17 protein-coding genes are annotated in these 19,696 nt (G+C 70.5%); 4 read left to right on the top strand and 13 right to left on the bottom strand.

The genetic code is table 11. The features are described 5' to 3' along the window. Positions 1-62 precede the first annotated feature (62 nt). Together ACFO0C_RS30890 and ACFO0C_RS30885 are read left to right on the top strand one after the other, a co-directional pair. Positions 63-779 carry a hypothetical protein gene (locus ACFO0C_RS30890; RefSeq protein ID WP_378070236.1) on the top strand — a complete coding sequence of 239 codons (717 nt, stop codon included), beginning with the start codon at positions 63-65 and terminating at the stop codon, positions 777-779. A 137-nt stretch (positions 780-916) separates the two neighbouring features. Then, positions 917-1,654, top strand: a complete 738-nt coding sequence (locus ACFO0C_RS30885; RefSeq protein WP_378070235.1) for a hypothetical protein — start codon at positions 917-919, stop codon at positions 1,652-1,654. Between the two features lie 127 nt (positions 1,655-1,781). Here ACFO0C_RS30885 and ACFO0C_RS30880 read toward each other — a convergent pair whose 3' ends face one another. The 10 genes from ACFO0C_RS30880 to ACFO0C_RS30835 all read right to left on the bottom strand — a co-directional run bounded on the left by ACFO0C_RS30880 (position 1,782) and on the right by ACFO0C_RS30835 (position 14,870). Beyond that, positions 1,782-2,423, bottom strand: coding sequence for a neocarzinostatin apoprotein domain-containing protein (locus ACFO0C_RS30880; protein ID WP_378070234.1), 642 nt, complete (start codon positions 2,421-2,423; stop codon positions 1,782-1,784). Positions 2,424-2,439: 16 nt separating this feature from the next. Further along, complete coding sequence (locus tag ACFO0C_RS30875) at positions 2,440-5,361, bottom strand: ABC transporter permease subunit (RefSeq protein WP_378070233.1); 2,922 nt, start codon at positions 5,359-5,361, stop codon at positions 2,440-2,442. Then, positions 5,358-6,101 (bottom strand): ABC transporter ATP-binding protein, encoded by a 744-nt coding sequence (locus ACFO0C_RS30870; protein WP_378070232.1) that lies wholly within the window; start codon positions 6,099-6,101, stop codon positions 5,358-5,360. The genes ACFO0C_RS30875 and ACFO0C_RS30870 overlap by 4 nt, the downstream gene beginning before the upstream one ends. Continuing rightward, a complete protein-coding gene (locus ACFO0C_RS30865) occupies positions 6,091-7,437 on the bottom strand; it encodes an ABC transporter substrate-binding protein (protein ID WP_378070231.1) in 1,347 nt (448 codons plus the stop codon). The genes ACFO0C_RS30870 and ACFO0C_RS30865 overlap by 11 nt, the downstream gene beginning before the upstream one ends. Beyond that, positions 7,434-8,528 carry a hypothetical protein gene (locus ACFO0C_RS30860; RefSeq protein WP_378070230.1) on the bottom strand — a complete coding sequence of 365 codons (1,095 nt, stop codon included), beginning with the start codon at positions 8,526-8,528 and terminating at the stop codon, positions 7,434-7,436. The genes ACFO0C_RS30865 and ACFO0C_RS30860 overlap by 4 nt, the downstream gene beginning before the upstream one ends. After that, a complete protein-coding gene (locus tag ACFO0C_RS30855; protein ID WP_378070229.1) occupies positions 8,525-9,496 on the bottom strand; it encodes a WxL protein peptidoglycan domain-containing protein in 972 nt (323 codons plus the stop codon). The genes ACFO0C_RS30860 and ACFO0C_RS30855 overlap by 4 nt, the downstream gene beginning before the upstream one ends. Before the next feature lie 78 nt (positions 9,497-9,574). Beyond that, the gene (locus ACFO0C_RS30850; RefSeq protein WP_378070228.1) at positions 9,575-11,221 is read right to left on the bottom strand and encodes a hypothetical protein; all 1,647 of its coding nucleotides are present in this window, start codon (positions 11,219-11,221) and stop codon (positions 9,575-9,577) included. Positions 11,222-11,449: 228 nt separating this feature from the next. Then, positions 11,450-12,832 carry an MmgE/PrpD family protein gene (locus tag ACFO0C_RS30845; protein ID WP_378070227.1) on the bottom strand — a complete coding sequence of 461 codons (1,383 nt, stop codon included), beginning with the start codon at positions 12,830-12,832 and terminating at the stop codon, positions 11,450-11,452. Next, complete coding sequence (locus tag ACFO0C_RS30840) at positions 12,825-13,676, bottom strand: cyclase family protein (RefSeq protein WP_378070226.1); 852 nt, start codon at positions 13,674-13,676, stop codon at positions 12,825-12,827. Before ACFO0C_RS30840 ends, ACFO0C_RS30845 begins: the two co-directional genes overlap by 8 nt. A 3-nt stretch (positions 13,677-13,679) precedes the next feature. Then, positions 13,680-14,870: a CaiB/BaiF CoA transferase family protein gene (locus tag ACFO0C_RS30835; protein WP_378070225.1), complete on the bottom strand. Its 1,191-nt coding sequence runs from the start codon at positions 14,868-14,870 to the stop codon at positions 13,680-13,682. 80 nt (positions 14,871-14,950) lie between these two features. On the opposite strand from ACFO0C_RS30835, the gene ACFO0C_RS30830 reads away from it, so the two are divergent. Beyond that, the gene (locus ACFO0C_RS30830; RefSeq protein WP_378070224.1) at positions 14,951-16,384 is read left to right on the top strand and encodes a dihydroorotase; all 1,434 of its coding nucleotides are present in this window, start codon (positions 14,951-14,953) and stop codon (positions 16,382-16,384) included. 25 nt (positions 16,385-16,409) lie between these two features. Here ACFO0C_RS30830 and ACFO0C_RS30825 read toward each other — a convergent pair whose 3' ends face one another. Genes ACFO0C_RS30825 through ACFO0C_RS30815 form a run of 3 tightly spaced genes read right to left on the bottom strand, consistent with a single transcriptional unit; the run spans position 16,410 to position 19,037 of the window. Further along, positions 16,410-17,459: a hypothetical protein gene (locus ACFO0C_RS30825; protein WP_378070223.1), complete on the bottom strand. Its 1,050-nt coding sequence runs from the start codon at positions 17,457-17,459 to the stop codon at positions 16,410-16,412. Positions 17,460-17,476: 17 nt separating this feature from the next. Next, the gene (locus ACFO0C_RS30820; RefSeq protein WP_378070222.1) at positions 17,477-17,893 is read right to left on the bottom strand and encodes a hypothetical protein; all 417 of its coding nucleotides are present in this window, start codon (positions 17,891-17,893) and stop codon (positions 17,477-17,479) included. A gap of 19 nt (positions 17,894-17,912) precedes the next feature. After that, entirely contained in the window at positions 17,913-19,037 is a 1,125-nt protein-coding gene (locus ACFO0C_RS30815; RefSeq protein WP_378070221.1) for an NHL domain-containing protein, read from the bottom strand. Between the two features lie 85 nt (positions 19,038-19,122). Between ACFO0C_RS30815 and ACFO0C_RS30810 the strand changes: the two genes are divergently transcribed. After that, positions 19,123-19,692, top strand: a complete 570-nt coding sequence (locus ACFO0C_RS30810; protein ID WP_378070220.1) for a hypothetical protein — start codon at positions 19,123-19,125, stop codon at positions 19,690-19,692. Positions 19,693-19,696 lie beyond the last annotated feature (4 nt).

Genomic DNA, 19,696 nt, shown 5'->3' with positions numbered 1-19,696 from the left:
TCAGTGGCACGGCTAGAGTCGTGCCACTGATCAGGATCACCATGGGGGGAAGCGTGCCTGTCGTGTCGTTGCGGGGTGGGGCCGTTCTGGCGGTCGCCGCCCTCCTGCTCGCCGGATGTGAGGCCGCTGACGGCCCGCGACCCGGCCCCTCGGCCCCGCCGGCCGTCGCGACGCCGAGCGCTACCGCGAACGCCGAGCAGGAGCTCCTGGCGCAGGCACGGACGACGTTGCAGGAAGCCCGGTCGTACGTCTTCGACGGGTCCCGCACCCTCGGCGGGTCGACGGCGGAAGGGCACTTCCGCACGGTGAACGGCCGCACGGCCGGCACGTTCACGCTCCGGGGCCGGCCGACGAAGTTCATGGTCCTCGACGACGGCCCGTACCTGCTGCCGAGCGACGGCTTCTGGGAGATCCTGGTCGGCCCCGATCATGTGGCGGCCGTCAAGAGGAAAGCCGCCGGGCGCTGGGTGCGGATGGGCGCCAACGAGAGGATGATCCGGCGGTTCTTCGACGTCCCGATGCTCCTCGCCGATCTCCGGCCGGCCGGCGCCCTGACCCGGGGCAGGATCTCCGGCAAGGGTGCCGACACCTGGATCGGCCTGACCACCAGCGCCGACCCGAAGTGGTGGGCCGGCATCGCCACCACGGACAAGCCGTACCCGCGGAGCTGGACGACCGCGACCTCGGAGGCCGAGATCACCGAACTCGGCAGCGACCTGCCGCCGATCGAGCCGCCGGCGCGCACCGCCGTGGTCCCGCTCGAGGAGCTCCTGGTCTGATCCGTGGGTGGTGCGTCACACCTCGGCGTTCTCGGCACGAAGGTGACCGTTTCGTTGCCGAGGGTGGATAGATTCGCGCAGCTCAGTGATGATTTCCGGGCGGCGTGGAGTCCGCGCCGCAGTGATGAGGGAAGACCATGACCAAGATTGCCTTCCGGGCCGGCCTCGCTGCCCTGGCCACCGCCACCATGCTGCTGTCCGGCTGTGGCGGCTCCGACAGCGCCGAGCCGAAGGGCGGGACGACGGCTGCGCAGGCGACCGACAACGGTGTGGCCGCGCTGACCGCCGACGAGATCCTGGCCAAGGCCAAGGAAGCCCTCACCAAGGCCAACTCGTTCCACCTCGCGGGTTCGGCGACGACCGACGGCGACACCATGTCGCTGGACTTCAAGATCTCCGGCAAGGACTTCGCCGGCACCATGTCGATGGGCAAGGACGCCGCGGTCGAGGTGCTGGCGGTCGGCGGTAAGCAGTACATGAAGCCGAGTGAGGGCTTCTGGGCGATGATCGCCGGCGCCGAGCAGGCCAAGACCATGGTCGCGGCGACCGGCGGCAAGTGGGTGCTGGTGCCGGCCGGCGAGCAGATCAGCGGGCTGTTCGCCGCCGCCGACGTGAACGAGCTGCTCAAGCCGGGCGGCACCCTGAGCAAGGGCGAGGCCACCAAGGTCGGCGAGCAGGCCGTGATCACGCTGAAGGACAGCAGCGACGCCGACTCGCAGGTGTTCGTGGCGACGACCGGTGAGGCCTACCCGGTGCGCATCGGCCCGTCGATCACCGGTGAGGGCATCACCTTCAGCGAGTTCGGCGCGACCTTCGAGGGCATCGTGGCGCCCGCCGCGGACCAGGTCATCGACCAGGCCAGCCTCAGCAAGTGACCCGTCACAGCTGACGGATCGGGGGTGTGGGACCCTGCCCCGCGCAAGCCGGCCCCACACCCCTGAACCGTCCTCTCCCGCAAGAGCCCGAGAGCCCGAGAGGGTCGATCAGCGGGAGAGAACGCGACTACCGGAAACCGGCGATCCGGCGCCGGCGGGCCGGAAGCAGGAGCAGCAGACCCGCTCCGGGCAGCAGCAGCGCACTACCGATCAGCACGACGGTCGCCCACTCCTGGCCGGGGCCGGTCTTGGGCAGCGCATCCGAGTCGTCCGCGGCGGCGGCGGCCGACGACTTGGTCGACGTCGCGGTGGCGGTCTTCGTGGCCGTACCCGAACCGAATTTGATCGTGACCTGGACCTTGTTGGCGGCCACCTCGTCGGCGGAGTGGCTCGACGGCAGCAGCTGCGCGGCCACCACACAGCCGTTGTCGCAGCTCTTGCCGCTGAACGACTTCTGGATCGTGAGGGTGAGGGTCTTCGTCTTGCCGGAGGCGTCGGTGGAGACGAACTCGGCGCCGCCGGTCAGGTTGCAGTCGGTGGCGGTCGCCGGGTCCTTGACGCACTGGCCGAGCGCCAGATCGGTGAGGCCCGGCGTGAACCCGGTGCCGTAGACGGTGATCTTCTCGCCGTCGGCGATGCCGGTGGTCTTGGAGACGTGCAGTTTCGCCGCGGCCAGGGCGGGTGCCGGCTGCACGAACAGCACGGCGCCGGCTGTGACCAGGCCGGCGGCGACCGCGGCGGCCAGCCGGCGCAGATTGTCAAGGACCATCGATGGAACCTCCATATCAGGAAAGGTCTCCGGACCGGGCCACGGCAGCCTCGTCGGTGCCGAGGTAGGACAGGACGACCGCGGGATGGTTACGGACCTCGTCGGGCGGGCCCTGCGCGATCACCGTTCCGGCGTCCATGGCGATCAGCCGGTCGGCGACCCGGGACAGCAGCGGCAGATCGTGCTCGATGACGAGGATCGTGGTGCCGAGCTCCGCGCGGACCCGCAGCATCAGGTCGCCGAGCGCCCTGCCGTCGGCCTGGGTGAGCCCGGAAGACGGCTCGTCCAGCAGCAGCAGCCGGGGCCGCAGGGTGAGCAGACAGCACAGTTCGACGACGCGGCGGGTGCCGGTGGAGAGCTCCCCGACGGGCCGGTCGGCGAGCCAGCCCAGGCCCATCGCGCTGAGGGCGGCGTCGGCGCGGGCGGCCTTCGCCCTCTCCGGCCGGTCGTCGCCGATCACGTCGAGTCCGGGATGGGCGGGGTTGCCGCATTCCGCGGCGACCATCACGTTCTCACGGACGGTCATCGCCGGGAACAGCCGCGCATCCTGGAACGACCGCACCAGACCGGCCTTCGCCCGCCGCTCCGGCGTCCACGCGGTGACCGGTTTCCCCTGATAGCGGACTACGCCGCCGTCGGCCGCGGTGAAACCGGCGAGGATCTCGAACAGCGTCGTCTTGCCCGCGCCGTTCGGCCCGATGATGCCGACGATCTCACCCGCGGTGACGGTGAAGGTCGCATCCTGCACGGCCCGCACCCCACCGAACGACCGCCGGATCCCGCTGACCTCCAGCAACGGCGCGAAGAACTCCCCGGGCGCCAGCGGTTCGGCCGGCAACCGCCCGATGTTCCACAGGCGACGAGGATCAAGATCAAGACCATGCGGGGATACGGTCGTCGTGCTCTGCCCCGCGAAAGACGCATCCACCCCGTCCCCGGTGACGGAGGGAGCGGCGGCGGCAGCAGCGGCGAGGGCGGGGGCGGCCGCGCCAGCGGGGGCCGCAGCAGCAGCGGCGAGGACGGCGCCGGCGGTGACGGCAGGGGCGGCCGCGGCGGGCGGAGCCGGTGTGGCGGCGAATCGGCGGGCCACGACGGCACGGAGCCGGCGCCACAGGCGAGGGGCCTGGGTGGAGAAGAAGCCGCCCAGGCCGTCGGGCATCAGCAGGACCACCAGGAGCCATCCGAGTGTCAGCACCGCCTGGCCCGGGATGCCCAGCGGGTACAGCAACGGCAGCCCGACGATCAGCGCCGACCCGAGTAGCGCCCCACCGGTGCGGGCCAGCCCACCCACCACGGCGACGGCCACCACGTCGATGCTGGCGGCGGCCGGGAAGTTGTTGATACTGAGCTGCGACTGGCTGAAACCGATCACCACACCGCCGAGTCCGGCGAGGGCGCCGGCGGCGGCGTACACCTGGAGTTTGCGCAGGGGGGCGGTGACCGTGAGTGCCCGGCCGGCCTCTTCGTTGTCGCGCAGCGCGAGCAGGAGGCGGCCGAAGCCGCCGCCGCTGAGGCGCGCGGTGACCCACCAGCCGAGCCCGAGCAGCAGCAGCGCGAACAGGTAGTAGTCAGTGGCGACGCTGACCGTGTAGTCGTGCCACACCGGGTAGGGCACGTCCAGTCCGTCACCGAGCAGCCACGGCTGGCGCAGTAGCCACCCACTCGTGGCCAGGGCGAACGCGAGCGTGGTGACGCCGAGGGCGACGCCGCGCAGCCGCAGTGCGGGGATCCCGACGAGGACGGCCGCGAGGGCTCCGGCGGCGCATCCGGCGGTGACGCCGAGGAACATGTTGCCGGTGAGCACGGCGATCTGGACGGAGACGGCGGCGCCGATGCCGGCGAAGCCGAACTGGCCGAGGGAGAGTTCGCCGGCGATGCCGGTCACCAGGATCACCGAGAGTGCGACCAGCGTGTAGCCGCAGATGGTGGTGAGGATCGTCGCGGTGGCATTGCTGACCACGTAGGCGAGTCCGATTCCGCACACCGCGAGCAGGGTCAGTCCGATCTTCGCGGCGGTGGTGGGAGCCCGGCGTTCCTGGCGGGGCCAGGGTGCGGACTGCTCGTCGCGGCGGCCGCCCTGCCGCTGGCGGAGCAGCGAGATCAGGATGGCCAGGCCGAGGACGACGTCGACGAATCCGGCGCCTTCGCGGGAGAGCAGGATCTGTTCGAGGACGCCGACGCCGATGGAGGCGCCGAACGCGATCGGCAGGGACGTCATCCGGGCGATGACCGCACCGGCCAGACCACGCAGCAGGAGCTGCGGGCCGAGCGACTCGATCGACTGGACGCCCTGGGTGGGGGTGAGCAGGATGGCCGAGAAGGCCGCGATACCGCCGGCGACGGCCCAGGCCAGGGTGGCCATCCGGGGCGCGGGCACCCCGTTGACGGTGGCGGCGTCCGGGTGGTCGGCGGCGGCGCGGATGCCGATGCCGTATTTGGTGCGCCGCAGGAAGAACGCGAGCGCGGCCAGCAGAAGCGGGGTGAGCAGCAGCATCGCGGTCAGCGACGAGCCGACGGCGGTGGTGCCGATGCTGAAGGCGGGCAGGCCCGGCGGTTTCGGGTAGGTGGTCCCGGAGAAGCTGTCCCGGGACACGAGCAGCGCGAGGACCAGGATGAACTGGGACAGGCCGAGGGTGGCGATCATCCCGATGACGCGCGGCCGCCGGTGCAGGCGCCGGACGATGCCGATCTCGGTGGCCGCGGCGAGCCCACCGGCGACGGCGATGGCGATCGGGAAGGCCAGCCAGTACGGCATGCCGGTGGCGAACCGGGCGAGGACGGCCGCGCCGAACACGCCGATGGCGCCGTGCGCGAAGTTGACGAACCGGCTGGACCGGTAGACAAGCACCAGGCCGACGGCGAGCAGGCCGTAGGTGAGCCCGGTGAACAGTCCGACGGTGAGCCGGTCGAACCCGAGGTCGAATCCCCACAGGGTCATTGCGCGTGACCTCCGAGCACCAGACGGCGGGCCAGATCGGGGGACGCGCGCAGCTCGGCGGGGGTGTGCTCGGCGATGATCGTGCCGTGCTCCATGAAGAGCAGCCGGTCGGCGACCGACATCGCCACGTTCACCGACTGCTCGATCAGCAGCGTCGCCACGCCGACCGCGGCGAGCCGCCGGATCAGTTCGAGCAGGCCGCCGACCACGACCGGGGCCAGGCCGAGCGAGAACTCGTCGATCAGCAGCAGGTCCGGCCGCTGGATGAGGGTCTTGGCGAGCACCAGCATCTGCCGTTCGCCGCCGGAGAGCGTGGACGCCGGCTGGTCGGCGCGGGCCCGCAGCCGGGGGAAGACGGCCAGGGCCCCGTCGACCGCGGTGTCCGGCTTCTCCTCGTGACCCGGCACCGGATAGCAGTGCATGCGCAGGTTGTCGCGTACCGACAGGGATCCGAACGCCTGTTGCCCGATGACCGTGGACATGCCGAGCTTCGCCCGTCTGGCGCCGGGCACCCCGGTGATGTCGCGGCCGTTGAGCACGACGGTTCCGGCGGTCGGCCGGTTCAGTCCGGAGACCATCCGGACCAGGGTGGACTTGCCGACCCCGTTGGGGCCGCAGAGGGCGACGGTCTCGCCCCGGCGCACGGTCAGATCGATGCCGAAGAGCACCTGGATCGCGCCGTATCCGCCGGACAGGCCGTCGACCCGCAGGACGACGTCGTCCCTCGCGTCACTCGCCAAGGGGAGTCACCTCGCCCTGGTAGGTGAAGCAGGAGCAGCCGGTGTCGTACTTCAGCACCCGGTAGGCGGTGCCGGCGGCGTACCCGTCGGCGCCGATCGTCCCGCCGAACCCGCCGGCCGTGGTGAACTCCAGCTCCCGGGCGGCTTTCCCCCAGGCGGCGGCGTTGAGGTCCGGCCCCAGTCCGGCGGCGGCCTTCTGGAGCAGGAGCGCGGCGTCGCAGTAGGTGAAGGCGACCCGGGCGTTCTCCCGTTTCGGGAACGAGATGCCGGACCTGCCGAAGATGTCCAGGCAGTTGCGTTCGGCGTCGGTGGCCGGGAACTCCAGCCGGCTGTCCGGCACGTCACCGGCCGGGGCGAAGCCGACGCCGATCATGCCCGTCAGCGACTCCGGCGGCACCGTCCCCGGGTTGTTCACCATGAACATCGGGCTGTCGAAGGTGGAGACGCCGTAGGTGGCGGTGAAGCTCTGCGCCTTGGCGCTGGTCATGAAGAACGGCGCGATCCGGGCCCCGCCGAGGAAGAACACCCGGTCGATCTTCTTGCCGCGCAGGTTGACCGCGGCCTGGGAGAGCCCGCTGTTGAGGGTGCCGAGGCTGGTGGTGTCGATCCACGAGACGGTGACCGTCACCCCGATCTTCCGCAGGGAGGGGACCACCAGCTTGTCGAAGATCGACTTGTTGGCCGGGGTGTCGGCGGCGATCAGGCCCGCCTCGGTCCGCCCCTCGAAGAACTTCTCCCGGATCAGGACGGCCAGGAACGACGTGGCGAACCGGTCGTACTCCGGGTAGGTCGCGGTCCACAGGTAGGGGTCGAGCTGGGTGAACGTGGCCCGGTCGTCGGCGATCAGGGTGGCGTCGAGCATCAGGGTGCGCCGCTGGGCGTAGCAGGGCCGGGCGTTGGACTGCAGCTGGCCGGTCAGCACCACCGCGAACGCCTTGTCGTCCTGGGTGATCTGGCTGCACAGCGCCGTCTCGGTGGCCGGGGAGTCCTTGCTCGCCTCGTACTCGCGATAGACGGCCTCCAGCTTGCGCCCCGCGATGCCACCGTTCGCGTTGACGTACGTCTCCAGGGCTTTGACCTGCTCCTCGGGTTTGCCGACGTCGGCGTTCCTGAACCCGGTCATCGACGCGGTCGCGGTCAGGTCGGTGCCGATGAACACGACCTTGACGCTGTCGTCGGTGACGCCGGGACCGGCACCGGACGTGGGGATCGCCGAGGAGGCGCCCGGCATCAGGGTGCCGCAGCTGGTGTACGCGAGGACCGCGACCACCAGCACGGCGCCGGCCCGGACCAGCAGCGGCCAGTCGATCCGACGGAGTACCGACGGCGATGTCATCGCTCTTCCTCCTCCTCGAAGAGGGTGATGTTCTGCGGGTAGCGCCGGGCCATCACGTGGCCGAGCGCGTCGAGGTCGAGCACCGAGTCGCCGCCGCCCGGCCCGCGGTCCTGGCCGATCATGTGGCGCAGCTGGTCGAGGCTGAGCTGGGCGCCGGCCATCCGCCGCAGCCGGCGGGAGCCGGGCGCGTCGTCGAAGACCAGGAAGGCGCCGAGGCTGCCGAGCCGGACCACCGACGGCAGCATGGTCCTGGTGGGGTCGGCCCAGGCCAGCTCGTTGCCGCGGCGGCTGATCCGCCGCCACACACCCCAGAGGATCAGCAGCAGGCCGAGCAGGTTGACGGCGAGCAGACCCCAGGGGTACGCCTGATACGTGAGCCGTGCCTGGGCGAGGCCGCTGACGTCGACCTGGACCACGTACCGCCCGAAGGCGGCCAGTGGGATCTCCACCGGCACCTGCAGGGTGCGGCTCTGCCCCGGCCCGAGGTCGGCGATGGTCTCCCGGTGGAAGACGTTGTCGTCGCCGCCCCCGCCGAGCCGTGCCTGCGCTGTCGCGTTGACCAGCGTCGACGTGGTCGGGTTCCGGATCGTGTAGATCAGCGTCAGGGTGTCGGGCGCACCGAACCAGGCGGCCGCGGTGCCGCCGGTGAGCCGCGCGTCCTGCACGATCAGCTGCCGGACCGGGTCGGCGCTCTGCGGGATCCGGCCGACGGTGTGCCCGGTGAGGGTGATCGGCAGGTTGACCACGGCGTCGGCGTCGCCCTGGACGGCGGCGACGTGGATGACGCAGGGGCAGGCCTTGGGTGGTTCGCCGACGGTCAGGTCGACGACGAAGGTGCCGTCCTTACGAACCGGGGTGGCCAGGGCGCCGCGGGTGTCGCAGGCGCCGGAGCCGGTCACGCCGCCCTCGCCGCAGGTCACGAACTGGAGCAGCTGCGACGGCTCCCAGCCCTCGCCGGTGACCCGGATCTGCTCGCCGGGTCCGGCCTCGCTCACCGACAGCCGGGCGACCAGACCGCCGGCCCGGACGGCGCCGCCGGAGGTGACGATCGCCAGCAGCGTGACCGCGGCCAGCAGGACGGTGCGTCTCATCCGGCTGCCACCAGTCCCCGCGGCCGGGCCTCGCGGCCGCGGAGGCGGCGGCGGGCGCTCCACCAGATCCCGCCGGCCAGCAGGACGATCAGGGCCACGCCGGTCCAGGACCAGACGAACGAGCGGGCGCTCTTGCGGGCGTAGACGCCGCCGTCGGCTTTCACCACGACCGAGGTGGTGACCACGTCGAACGGCCAGACGCCCTCGGCTCGCATGCTGAACTGCCCCTCGGCCCCGGGGACCATGTCGCTGGAGGGGGCCGAGCCGGTCACCTCGATCCGGTGTCCGAAGAGGCCGGTGGCCCGTACCGTCGCCTCCGGCATGAGGTGGACGTTGCCGATGTTGGCGACCGTGTAGGTGAAGTCGCCGCGCGCCGGGACCGGCAGCAGCGGCGAGTCGATGTCGACCTCCAGGTTCGACACCGACAGGCCGGGCACGACGGTGCCGGCGACCCGCAGGTAGACGCGGGCGCCCACGGCCCGCTGGATGCGCACGGTCGCGCCGCCGGCCTCGGCGGTGGAACTCGCCTCGGACTCCATCGCGACGACGCCGCCGACATGGTCGCCCGGGGTGGCCTGGGTGGGGACGGTGATGGTGAACGGGATGTCGGCGCTGGCCCCGGCCGGGACGGTCACGTTGCCGACCACCGAGCTGACCCAGGCGCCGAGGTCGACCTGGGCGCGGTCCTTGGTGCGCAGCGCGAACCCGCCGTCCTTGACGGTGTTGTAGGCGTCGGCCCCGTAGACGACGAACGACTTCGGGTCCTTGCCGAGGTTGGTGACCCGGACGGACTCCTTGACGGTCTGGCCGGGGCTCGCGTCCAGGAAGAAGTAGAGGCGCGGGGTGGGGCCGGGGTTCTTCGCCGGTGTCGGCGTGACCGCCCACTCGCCGTTGCCGGTGGCCTGCGCGGGGGTGGCCGGGATGAGGAACAACGTGGCCAGAGCCAGGGCGGCCGCGGCGATCCGCATGATCGTCCCTCCAGGCGGAACGGTCCAAAGGGGGAGGAGGGTGGGGACGGTGGCGGCCGCCCCCACCCGTGGAACGGATCAGCTCAGCGTGATCGTGAGCGTCGCCGTGTAGGTGCCGGCGAGCTGCAGCCCGGGCACCGCGAGTGCCAGCTCGGCCGAGGCGTCGAAGGAACCACCGGTGCCGGCGGTGTTCTCCGGGCCCTTGCAGAGCGTTCCGGCGTTGACCTTCTCCCCGGCGGCGCCGGCGGTCGCGGTCACGAGGTTGGTGGCCCCGGAGTGCGCGACGCAGGCGGGCGTCCAGGTGAGCGAGTCGGCCGGGATGGTGCCGCCCGGCACACCGGTGAAGTCGGTGACCTCGGCCGTCAGGTCCCACCCGAAGGTGCTGCCGCGGTAGTCGGTCACGTTGATCACCGGCAGGTCGGCGGTGGCGGTCTGCGCCGTCCCGTTCAGGGTCACCCCGTCGAACGTGATGGCGCTGGAGCCCGGCCCGCGCGACATCGCGAGAGCACCACCGGTCACCGTCTGCGACAGCTCGTAGGTGAGGTCGCACTCCCCGTCGACGTTGCCCGTCGCGGCGAGGCAGGTGTCCGCCGAGGCGACCCACGCGGCCAGCGCGAAGAGCTGCCCCGACGACGCGCCGATCCAGGCGGTCGCGGGGTCGTTGACCTTGAACGAGGCGGTGATGCCGCCGGTCGCCGTCGCGGTGGTGGTGACCGCCGCGTCGGAGGTGGCCGGAGGCGGCGGCGCTCCGGTGAGCGCCTTGTATCCGCCGACCGTGACCGTGCTGCCGGGGTTGAAGTTGGTGCCCTTGACGGTGACGACAGTGCCGCTGCCACCGCTGGTGGGCGTGATGGTGATCGCCGGCGTGCCGAGGATCGTGACGGGTACGAGCACGGTGTTGGTGCCGTCGCTGATCGCCACGGTCCGGTCGCCGGTGGTGGCGCCGGCCGGAACGCTCAGCGAGCCGGTGCCGGCACCGGTGGCGTCGGTGGTTCCCGAGCCGGTGCCCTGCGCCGTACCGCCACCGCCGAGGTCCCGCAGCGACGGCGTGAGTGTCGCGTTCGGAGCCATGCCGGTGACCGAGAAGTTGATCGAGTTACCGGATCGGGCCGCCGTGACGGCGGTCTGGCCGGTGATCGAGGTGATGGTCGCCCCGCCGTTGAAGACGTTGACGGCCTGCACGATGGTGGTGTCCACCGGGCTCGCCTTGTGGTCCCGGTCGCCCGCCGCCGAGCAGTAGGTGGACGCCGTGGCGTTGGCGAACTTGACCTGCTTGACGGTGAGGTTCAGGGTGCCGGCGTCACCGGCGACGAACGTGCCGGTGGCGGTGAAGCCGCCGAGCTTGGCGTAGGCGTTGACGGTCCCGGACGGGTAGTTGGCCTGGTTGAGCGTGACCGTGCCGGTCTGGGATCCGGAGATCCCCACCGTCACGACCACCGGCACGGTGCCGGCGGTGAGCCCGACCGGGCCGTTGGTGGACCCCTCCGCCGCGGTGAGCGACACGGTCACGGCCTGTCCCGGCTTCGGCGAGGGCGGAGTCTGGGTCAGGGTGAACGTGTCGTCCCACACACTGGCGGAGGAGCCGGTGCCGGCGTCACTGAAGTAGATCCGGCACCCGAGGGAGTTGGCGGTCGGCCCGTACGCGGCGGCGGGCGCCTGGACGACGATGACGCCGGCCAGGGCGGCCGCCGCCGCGATCAGGACCTTACGAACGGTGGGTTTCATGGTTGGTGCCGCGTCCCCTCTCTCAGATGGGTGCATCCCCGCCGCACGAGCGGCGGCGATGTTCTAGCGCGCGGTACGCATCCAGTCTCCTTCCCGTTTCCCTAGCGGAAACGGCGTTTTCTTTCTGCGTGGGATCTATAAACGCAGTCCGCAACACTCATGTCAACCCACCGACCAGCCTTATCCCGCCCTGCGATACGCCGTTTCCTGACTTTGCCGGTGATCGCGTCAGGCCGGAAACACCGCGGAAACCGGTCCGCCGGAGCCCAGCGCGCGCACCGCCCCGGACAACGCGGCGACCGCATCGACCGATATCGCACGACCCGCGTTACCGGTGAACTTCCGGTCCACCTCGGCCGCCCTCAGCGGATGCCCCGGCCCACCGCGCGAACTGTCCACGCGATGCTCCAGAACCGCGCCCGACCTGGTACGCACGCGCAGCACACCGGCGAACGCGCGCGGGAACGCCGCGGTGGCCGCCGGATCGGCGTACATCCGCACCTTCGCCGCCAGGTCCAGCCGGCGCGGATCCAGCTCGGCGAAGTCGTCCAGGCCCACACCCAGCCCACCGCCGCCGGTCAGGGCCACGGCGAGCGTGTAGGGACCGGAGAACTTCGCGTGGTAACCGCTGCGCGGCCGGGCCTTCTCCGCGGCCGGCTCGGCGATCGTCCGCAACACCGGCTCGGCGACGCCGAGCTCGGCGACCTCCACATCGTCCGGATCGAGGCCGGCGGCGCGCAGGGCCAGGGCACAGTCGATCCCGGCGTGGGTGAAATGATTCGAGGGGTACGGCTTGAACACCGTCCGCAGCAATTCCCACCGCTCCCCCAGACCGTCGGTGACGGCCTCCGGAGTGAACCGGCCGGTGTGCGACGCGAAGAAGCCGAAGCGGCCCTCCAGCACGGTCGGCGGCCCGGTCAGCCCCTCGGCCGCCAGCGTCGCCGCGACCACGCCGCCGTGCGCCGCCCAGCCGCAGTGGGCACGTTTCACCGACCCACCGGTCCGGTTGGCCTCCAGCACGCCGGCGCCCATCGACGCGGCGATCCCGATCGCGTCGGCGATCCGTGCCGCGTCCAGGTCGTAGAGGCGGGCCACGGCCACCGCGGCACCGATCGTCCCGCAGATCGACGTGGCGTGCTGGCCACGTTCGAAATACAGGTTCGCGCCGGAATCCGGGTCGCAGCCGGCCATGCCGAGCCGGTTGGTCACCTCGATACCGGCCGCGATCGCCGCGATCAGGTCACCGGGCGCGCCCGCCTCGGCCGCGGCCAGGGCGGCCGGCACCACCGACGCGCTCGGGTGCAGCACCGACGGCAGGTGCGTGTCGTCGTAGTCCAGCGAATGGGCGAGCACCCCGTTGACGAACGCCGCGTTCGGCGCCGGCAACCGGTCGCCGTAGCCGAGCACCGTCGCCTCCGGCACGCCGGCCCAGCGTCTCATCGCGGCGAGTGCCGCGGGTGCGGCGTCGGCGTCTTTTTCGGCGTACGCCGCCAGGCTGTTCCCGAGCACGTCGAGGATCCGGGTGGGCACGTCCGCACGCACCTGCTCCGGAGGATCGACCTTCGCCGCGAACTCGCCCAGGATCCGCGCGAGCGTCTCGGGCTCAGTCATTGGGCATGCCTTCCCGGCCCTCGCCCGCGACGTCACGGTCCGGCGCGGCCGATTGCCGCTCGGTGCAGTCGGTCATGCCGGGGACCACCGCCAGCGGGCGCACCGGTGAGCCGGTCGCGCCGACCAGCTTCAACGGCGCGAGGATGAACTGGAACTCGGTCACTCCCGCATCCGCCAGCTCGGACAGCAGCATCGTCTCGACGATGTTGACACCGGCCTCCACCAGCAGGATCCGGTGCACCGGCAGACTCGCGTGACCGGCTCCCGGCGCGATCCGCTCGTAGGCGATCGTCTCCGCCCCGGTCACCGCGACTCCGCGCTCCACCAGCCAGCGCGCTGCCGCCTCACCAGGACCGGGGACCCCTTCGGCCGTACCGAGAAAAGGTTGTCCCTCACCGAACCGCCGTGACCAGCCGGTCCCGATGAGGACCGCATCGCCGGGGTTGATCGTCAGGTCGCCGGCGGCGGCCGTGAGATCGTCGGGCGTCACCTCGTAGCCGGGCGGCAGGATCTCCACGCCGTGCACCCTGGCCACGTCGAGAAGGACGCCGCGGCCGACGAAGGGCGCGAACTCGTCGATGCCGAGCCGGGCGAACCCGGCGTCCGACTGGACGTCGGCGGCGACCACCCCGCCGTGCAGCAGCCCGTCCTGCGAGACGTGCGCCAGCGCGTCGACATGCGTGCCGACGTGCGTGCCCATCACCAGGATGTCGTTGGCGGCCGAGCCGCCGCCCGCGCGCACCATGTCACCATGGCGCCGGACCAGCGAATGTGTGTACGCCGGATGGTTCGGCGACTGCGGCATACCCCGGCGCATCGGCTGCGCCAGATCGAAAACCTTCATACGTCAGATGACTCCTTCGGACCGCAGTTTCTCCCGCTCCTCCTCGTCGTAGCCGAGGCCGGCGAGCACATCGTCGGTGTCCGCCCCGCGCGGCCGGCCGGTCCAGCGGATCGAGCCGGGCGTCTGCGACAGGCGGTACAGCGGGCCGGGCATGCGCACCGGCCCGAGCGTCGGGTCGTGCGCGGTCGTCACCGAGTCGCGCGCGATGAACTGCGGGTCGGTGAAGACGTCGGCGATGTCGTAGACCGGTCCGATCGCGGCCTGCGCCCTCTCGAACTCGTCGGTCACCGTCTTCGCATCCCGCGCGGCGATCCAGCTGCCGACCGCCTCGTCCAGGACGTCGGCATGCGCGGCCCGGCCCACACCGGTGGCGAACCACGGCTCGTCGATCAGCTCCGGGCGGCCGACCAGGCGCATCACCCGCTCGGCGATGGCCTGGGCGCTCGTCGAGATCGCCAGCCAGCGGCCGTCCGCGGTCCGGTAGGTGTTGCGCGGGGCGTTGTTGACCGAACGGTTACCGGTCCGGCGTTGCACCTGGCCCAGCTGGTCGTAGACCATCGCCTGCATGCCGAGGACGGTGAGCATCGGCTCGACGATGGCCAGGTCGATGACCTGCCCTGGTTCGTCGTGGACGTCCCGGTCGTACAACGCCGTCATGATCGCCTGGGCGGTGGTGATCGCGGCGATGCCGTCGGCGAGACCGAAAGGCGGGAGTGTCGGGGGGCCGTCGGGGTCGCCGGTGATGGCGGCGAAGCCGCTCATCGCCTCGGCCAGTGTCCCGAAGCCGGGCCTGTTCTTGTACGGTCCGAATTGTCCGTACGTGGTGACCCGGGCGATGATCAACTTCGGGTTGATCTCATGGAGGGTCTCCGGCGCCAGACCCCAGCGCTCCAGGGTCCCGGGACGGAAGTTCTCGATCAACACGTCAGTCCGTTTTAGAGCCTTTTTCAGGACTTCTGCGCCTTTTTCATTGCCTAGGTTGAGATTTACGGTGTGCTTGTTGCGGCCCAGCATCGTCCACCAGAGCGGGACGCCGTCCTTCGAGGGGCCGTGGCCGCGCGCCGGATCACCCTTGGCCGGATGCTCGATCTTGGTCACGTCGGCGCCGTAATCGCCGAGGATCGTCGCGGCCAGGGGTCCGGCGAACAGGGTCGACGCGTCGATGACGCGTACTCCCTCGAGGGGGCTGCGCATGCCACACCCTAACCGCTCTGTTCCATTAAGGGAAACCTCGTTACTGTGTGCGAAACAGCTGTGCGCACGGAGGTCGCCTGATGAGTCGTTACGATCTGCTGGTACGCGGAGGCACCCTGGTCGTGCCCTACCTGGGAACGATCCGGGCCGATCTGGCCACCAAGGACGGCAAGGTCGCCGCGATCGCGGTTGACATCCCTGTGGACGAGGCTTCCTCAGTCGTCGACGCCACCGGCAAGCTCGTCTTCCCCGGCGCCGTCGACGCCCACTTCCACCTGGGCATCTACCGCCCACTGTCGGTCGACGCGGCCGAGGAGACCCGGTCGTCACTGGTCGGCGGCGCGACGACGGTGCTGTCCTACTTCCGGACCGGGCAGCACTACCTCAACAAGACCGGGGCCTACGCCGACATCTTCCCCGAGGTGCTCTCCTCGGTCGCCGGCCACGCGTGGACCGACTACGGCTTCCACCTGGCGCCGATGGACACCGCCCAGGTCGGCGAGGTGTCGTCACTGGTCGAGCGGAGCGGCGTCAGCAGCTTCAAGTACTACATGTTCTACAAGGGCTTCAACCTCTCGGCGAACTCCCGGGACGCGAAGGCCTTCACCATGAGCGACGAGTACGACCTGGGCCACCTCTACCAGCTGATGGAGGCCGTCGCCGCGGCGAACGGCGCCTCGGACCGCCGGGTGTCCCTGTCGCTGCACTGCGAGCAGGCCGAGCTGATGCGCCTGTTCATCGACCGGGTCCGGAAGAACGGCGACCCGCAGACCCTGAAGGCGTACTCGGATGCCCGCCCGCCGCTGACCGAACGCGTCGCCATCGGTGAGGCCACCACGCTGGCCCGCGCCACCGACTGCGCCATCAACCTGCTGCACCTGTCATCCGGCGAGGCCCTGGCCGCCGCCCGCGAGGCCCGCGCAGCGATGCCCGAGGTCGACATGCGTTTCGAGGTCACCCTGCACCACCTGTGCCTGACCCACGACGAACTCGACGCGCAGGGCGGTCTCGGCGGCAAGGTGAACCCGCCGATCCGGACCCAGGCCGACACCGAGGCCCTGTGGGCCGGAGTCGTCGACGGCACCGTCGGCTGGGTGGCCTCCGACCACGCCTGCTGCCTGGAGGAGGAGAAGGGCGACGAGTTGTGGCCGGCCCTGCCCGGTTTCGGCGGCACCGCCCTGCTCTACCCCATCCTGATCAGCGAGGGCATGCACAAGCGAGGTCTCTCCCCGGCCCGCGTCGCCGAGCTGGTCTCCGCGAACCCGGCCCGCGCCTACGGCCTGGACGGCCGCAAGGGCAACCTGCTGGTCGGTTACGACGCCGACCTGACGATCATCGACCCCGACCTGGAGCAGGAGGTCACCACCGACCTGCTGCTGTCCGGCCAGGACCACTGTCCCTTCGAGGGCCGCAAGGTCCGCGGCTGGCCGGTCGCCACGATCCTCCGGGGCCACCTGGTCTACCGCGACGGCGAGGTCCTCGGCACCCCGCAGGGCACCTTCATCGCCCGCTGACCTCGGGGTCCGCACCCCGCCCGCCTCACCGGGCGGGGTGCAGATCCTCGATGATCTGGGCCCGTGTCGCGGTGGTGATGGCCGGTGCCGGGACGATGAACGGATTCGTTCCGGGTGTGCCGCCCCGCATCCGCTCCCCCTCGACGGCCCGGGTCAGCGTGAACAGCGCGTTGGCGGCCTGCCTCTCCGCCTCCGCGAACTCGCTGCTGATCTGCCCCAGCGCGGTGGCCACGTTGATCGCGACCTCGGACGCGGTCGGGGCGCCCAGCGGCAGCTTCTCCTCATCCGGCCGGTCGGGCAGAAGACCCTGGCCGACGGTCCCGCCGACCTCCAGCAGCACCCCCGTCGTCAACAGCGCCACTCCCGGATTGAAGGCACCGATGACGGTCCCGACGACGACCATGATGATCGTTCCCCACTTGAGGGTCGCGTCCACGGAGGACTTGCTGGTGACCGCCTGGGTGGCCCTGATCGCCTGGTCCAGCAGCTTGAGCACCGCCTCACGCCGCCGCATGTAGATCAGCCTGGTCAGCTTCATCTGGTCACCGGCCAGACGGACCAGCTCGCGGTGGTTCGGCAGGGTGCTCTCCAGCGGGGTGACGAAGCTGTTGATGAAGTTCGTCCGGAACTCGCCGGCCCAGTGCACCATCTCGCCGCGGACGTCGTTGATCCGACCGAGCGCCGAGCTGGACCCGGTCCAGCCGCCCGATGTCTGAGCATCCCCGCCGAACTTCGCCTCGATCTGCCCGAGGAGCAGGATGACCGCGTCGAACTGCACCGGGTCGGGCTCGAGATGGCGTTCGAAGTAGGGCACTACCCACTCGTAGTCCTCGGTCCGGACCCGATCCTGATAGCGGTTGAACTCCTCCTCAGTGATGCCCCGGCGCTGCGGGACTCCAGGATGCTCCTCGTCCCACTGGGTCGCGACCGCTCTCGCCCACGAGTCGGCGTCCTCGAGAGTCTTGCGGATCAACTCCTCCTTGAGCCGGCGGGCACCCTGACGCACCGCCGTGGCGTACGCCTCACCGGTGAGCCGCACGGGAACCGGGGCGTCGAGGATCTCAGCCGATGCCATGTCGATACCCCCTAGCGTCAGGACGCGGTGGGGCGTCGGGGACGGTCCGGGTCTCCCGGCACCGGCGGGTTGGAGGGGATGTCCGCGGCATCATGGTCCGTCTCCATGTAGGCGTCGAGGATGCTCCTGCCGTTGGCCGCGTCGACGCGGTTGAAGACCTCGGTGGCGTGACGCACGCCCTCCGCGGCGTCCATGACCACATCTCCCATCTCGATCATCAGCCCCTGCAATTCCGACCGGAACGCATACCAGGCGTTCTCAACCGCGCTGACAGGCGGCAGCAGCGACCCGTTGTCAGTCGCCGGGATGTACAGATCGGTCCTTGGTAATCCCATGATCCCGCCGGCGCCGTAGAAGACGCTTGCAATGCGCGGGAGGTGCACCTCCGACACCGTCCACAGGTGGTAAAGATCCCCACCTACTATCTCCGCCATCTTCCCTCCCCGTTTCCTCTCACTTCGCGAGCGCCGACGGCCGGCGCCGCACCACCACGACCAGAGCCACCAGGGCGGCGACGGCCACGCCCCCTCCCAGGAACCAGGGCCACACCGGATCCGGCTGCGGCGTCCCGGGCAGCGACGGCCGGGAGGTGTCCACCACGAAGACCCGGCTGCCGACCATGTCGATGAGATAGAGCGACTTGCCCGCCGCCAGATCGAACGGACCGGAGCCGAGGCCCGCCGGCTCCAGATCCGCGGCGGTGAAGACGGTCCCGTCGGCGCTCAGGCCGCGGACCGTGTGTCGTACGTCGTCCACGACGTGGACCTCGGTTCCCCGGACGGCCACCGAGCGCACATTGCCCAATGCGTCGTCGGGCGGCGGCTGATCGGCGCCCGCGCCGACAGTCCATCGATCGGCTTGCGGATTGATGATCGACAGCATCTGGTCGCCCCGCACCCGGTACAGATCCTGCGCGGCGACCCACAGATCATCATGCCCGTCGACGGCGAGACCGTTCGGAGCGAACACCTCCGCGACCACGCGCACCACCCCGCCGGTCGTGATCGCGACGACACGGTCGTTCTCCCGGTCGGACACGTAGAGAGTGCCGTCCCCGCCGACCGCCAGCCCTCGCGGGAAGCGCATCGGCCGGTCGAGGACACCCTGGCCGGTGGAGGCGTCCAGACGCAGTGAGATCGTGCCGTCCGGCGCCAGCTCGTACACGCGGAGCCCGGGGCCGTCCGCAATGAACAACGTCCCGTCGCTACCGACGGCGAGCTCACCGGGCAGCGCGAGCGAGATCGCCGTGCCTTCGGTGCCCGCCGGAACGGGGCCGCTCTCGCCTGCCGATGTTCCGTCGCCGGCGACCGTGTCGATGACGCCGTCCGGAGAAACAGCCCGGACGCGATGGTTCGCGGTGTCCGCTATGTAGAGGGTGCCGTCCGGGGCGACCGCCGCTCCGTAGGGATTGTTCAGCCGGGCGGATGTGGCCGGCCCGCCGTCACCGGAGAACCCCGCGCCACCGCCACCCGCCGCCAGGACCAGAGACCCGGCATTCTGTTTCGCCGCGACAGGCATCGGCACAGCCAGAATGAACAGCAACGCCGCCATACCGACGGCAACGCGATTCGCTGTCACGAGTTTTGTGTACCACACACCACCGCGTACGTTGGCGGTCGTCAATCGGTTCGGTGATCAAGCCACTCCGGCGGAAGGCTGACACATGTATACCCACGACGCCGATCTTGGCGATCTCCTCCGCGGCATGATCGTGACCGGAAAATCGCCGGATGATCAAATTCGGGCAACCGTCACCGGCGATTTGGCATTGGAGATCGAATTCCAGAGAAACACCTACGACTGGTACGACGAGCCTCGCCTGAGCAGGCAGCTGGCCGGCCTGGGAGCCAACACCTGGGTGAGCTGGGAGAGAGAACGGCGGGAGATTCTCCGGCGCGCGCAGTCACAGACCATCGACGAGGCGGAACAGGAACGCCGCAACCCCGGCGACGAACGGCACGTGCGATACCGGGACGGACTGCGAACTCTGCACTGCCAGGGTTCATCACCATCCGGAACTCTGCACATTCAGACAATCGGAATGATCGACTGGCGCATCCACATCGAGCCGGACCGTCTGCGGCGATTGCGGGAGCGGGAATTCATCGGGGAGACAGTCGCTGCATTCGCCGATCTGATGCGTGACCGGGAACACGAACTCATCCTGCTCAAGGCCGAACACTACGATCTCGGCATTCCCCGCGCCTGGCAGGAACGCCTCCGGCACCGGTGACGCG

The sequence above is a fragment of the Actinoplanes subglobosus genome (assembly GCF_042650585.1).
GTDB lineage: Bacteria > Actinomycetota > Actinomycetes > Mycobacteriales > Micromonosporaceae > Actinoplanes > Actinoplanes subglobosus.
This window is presented reverse-complemented; position numbering and strand designations above follow the sequence as displayed.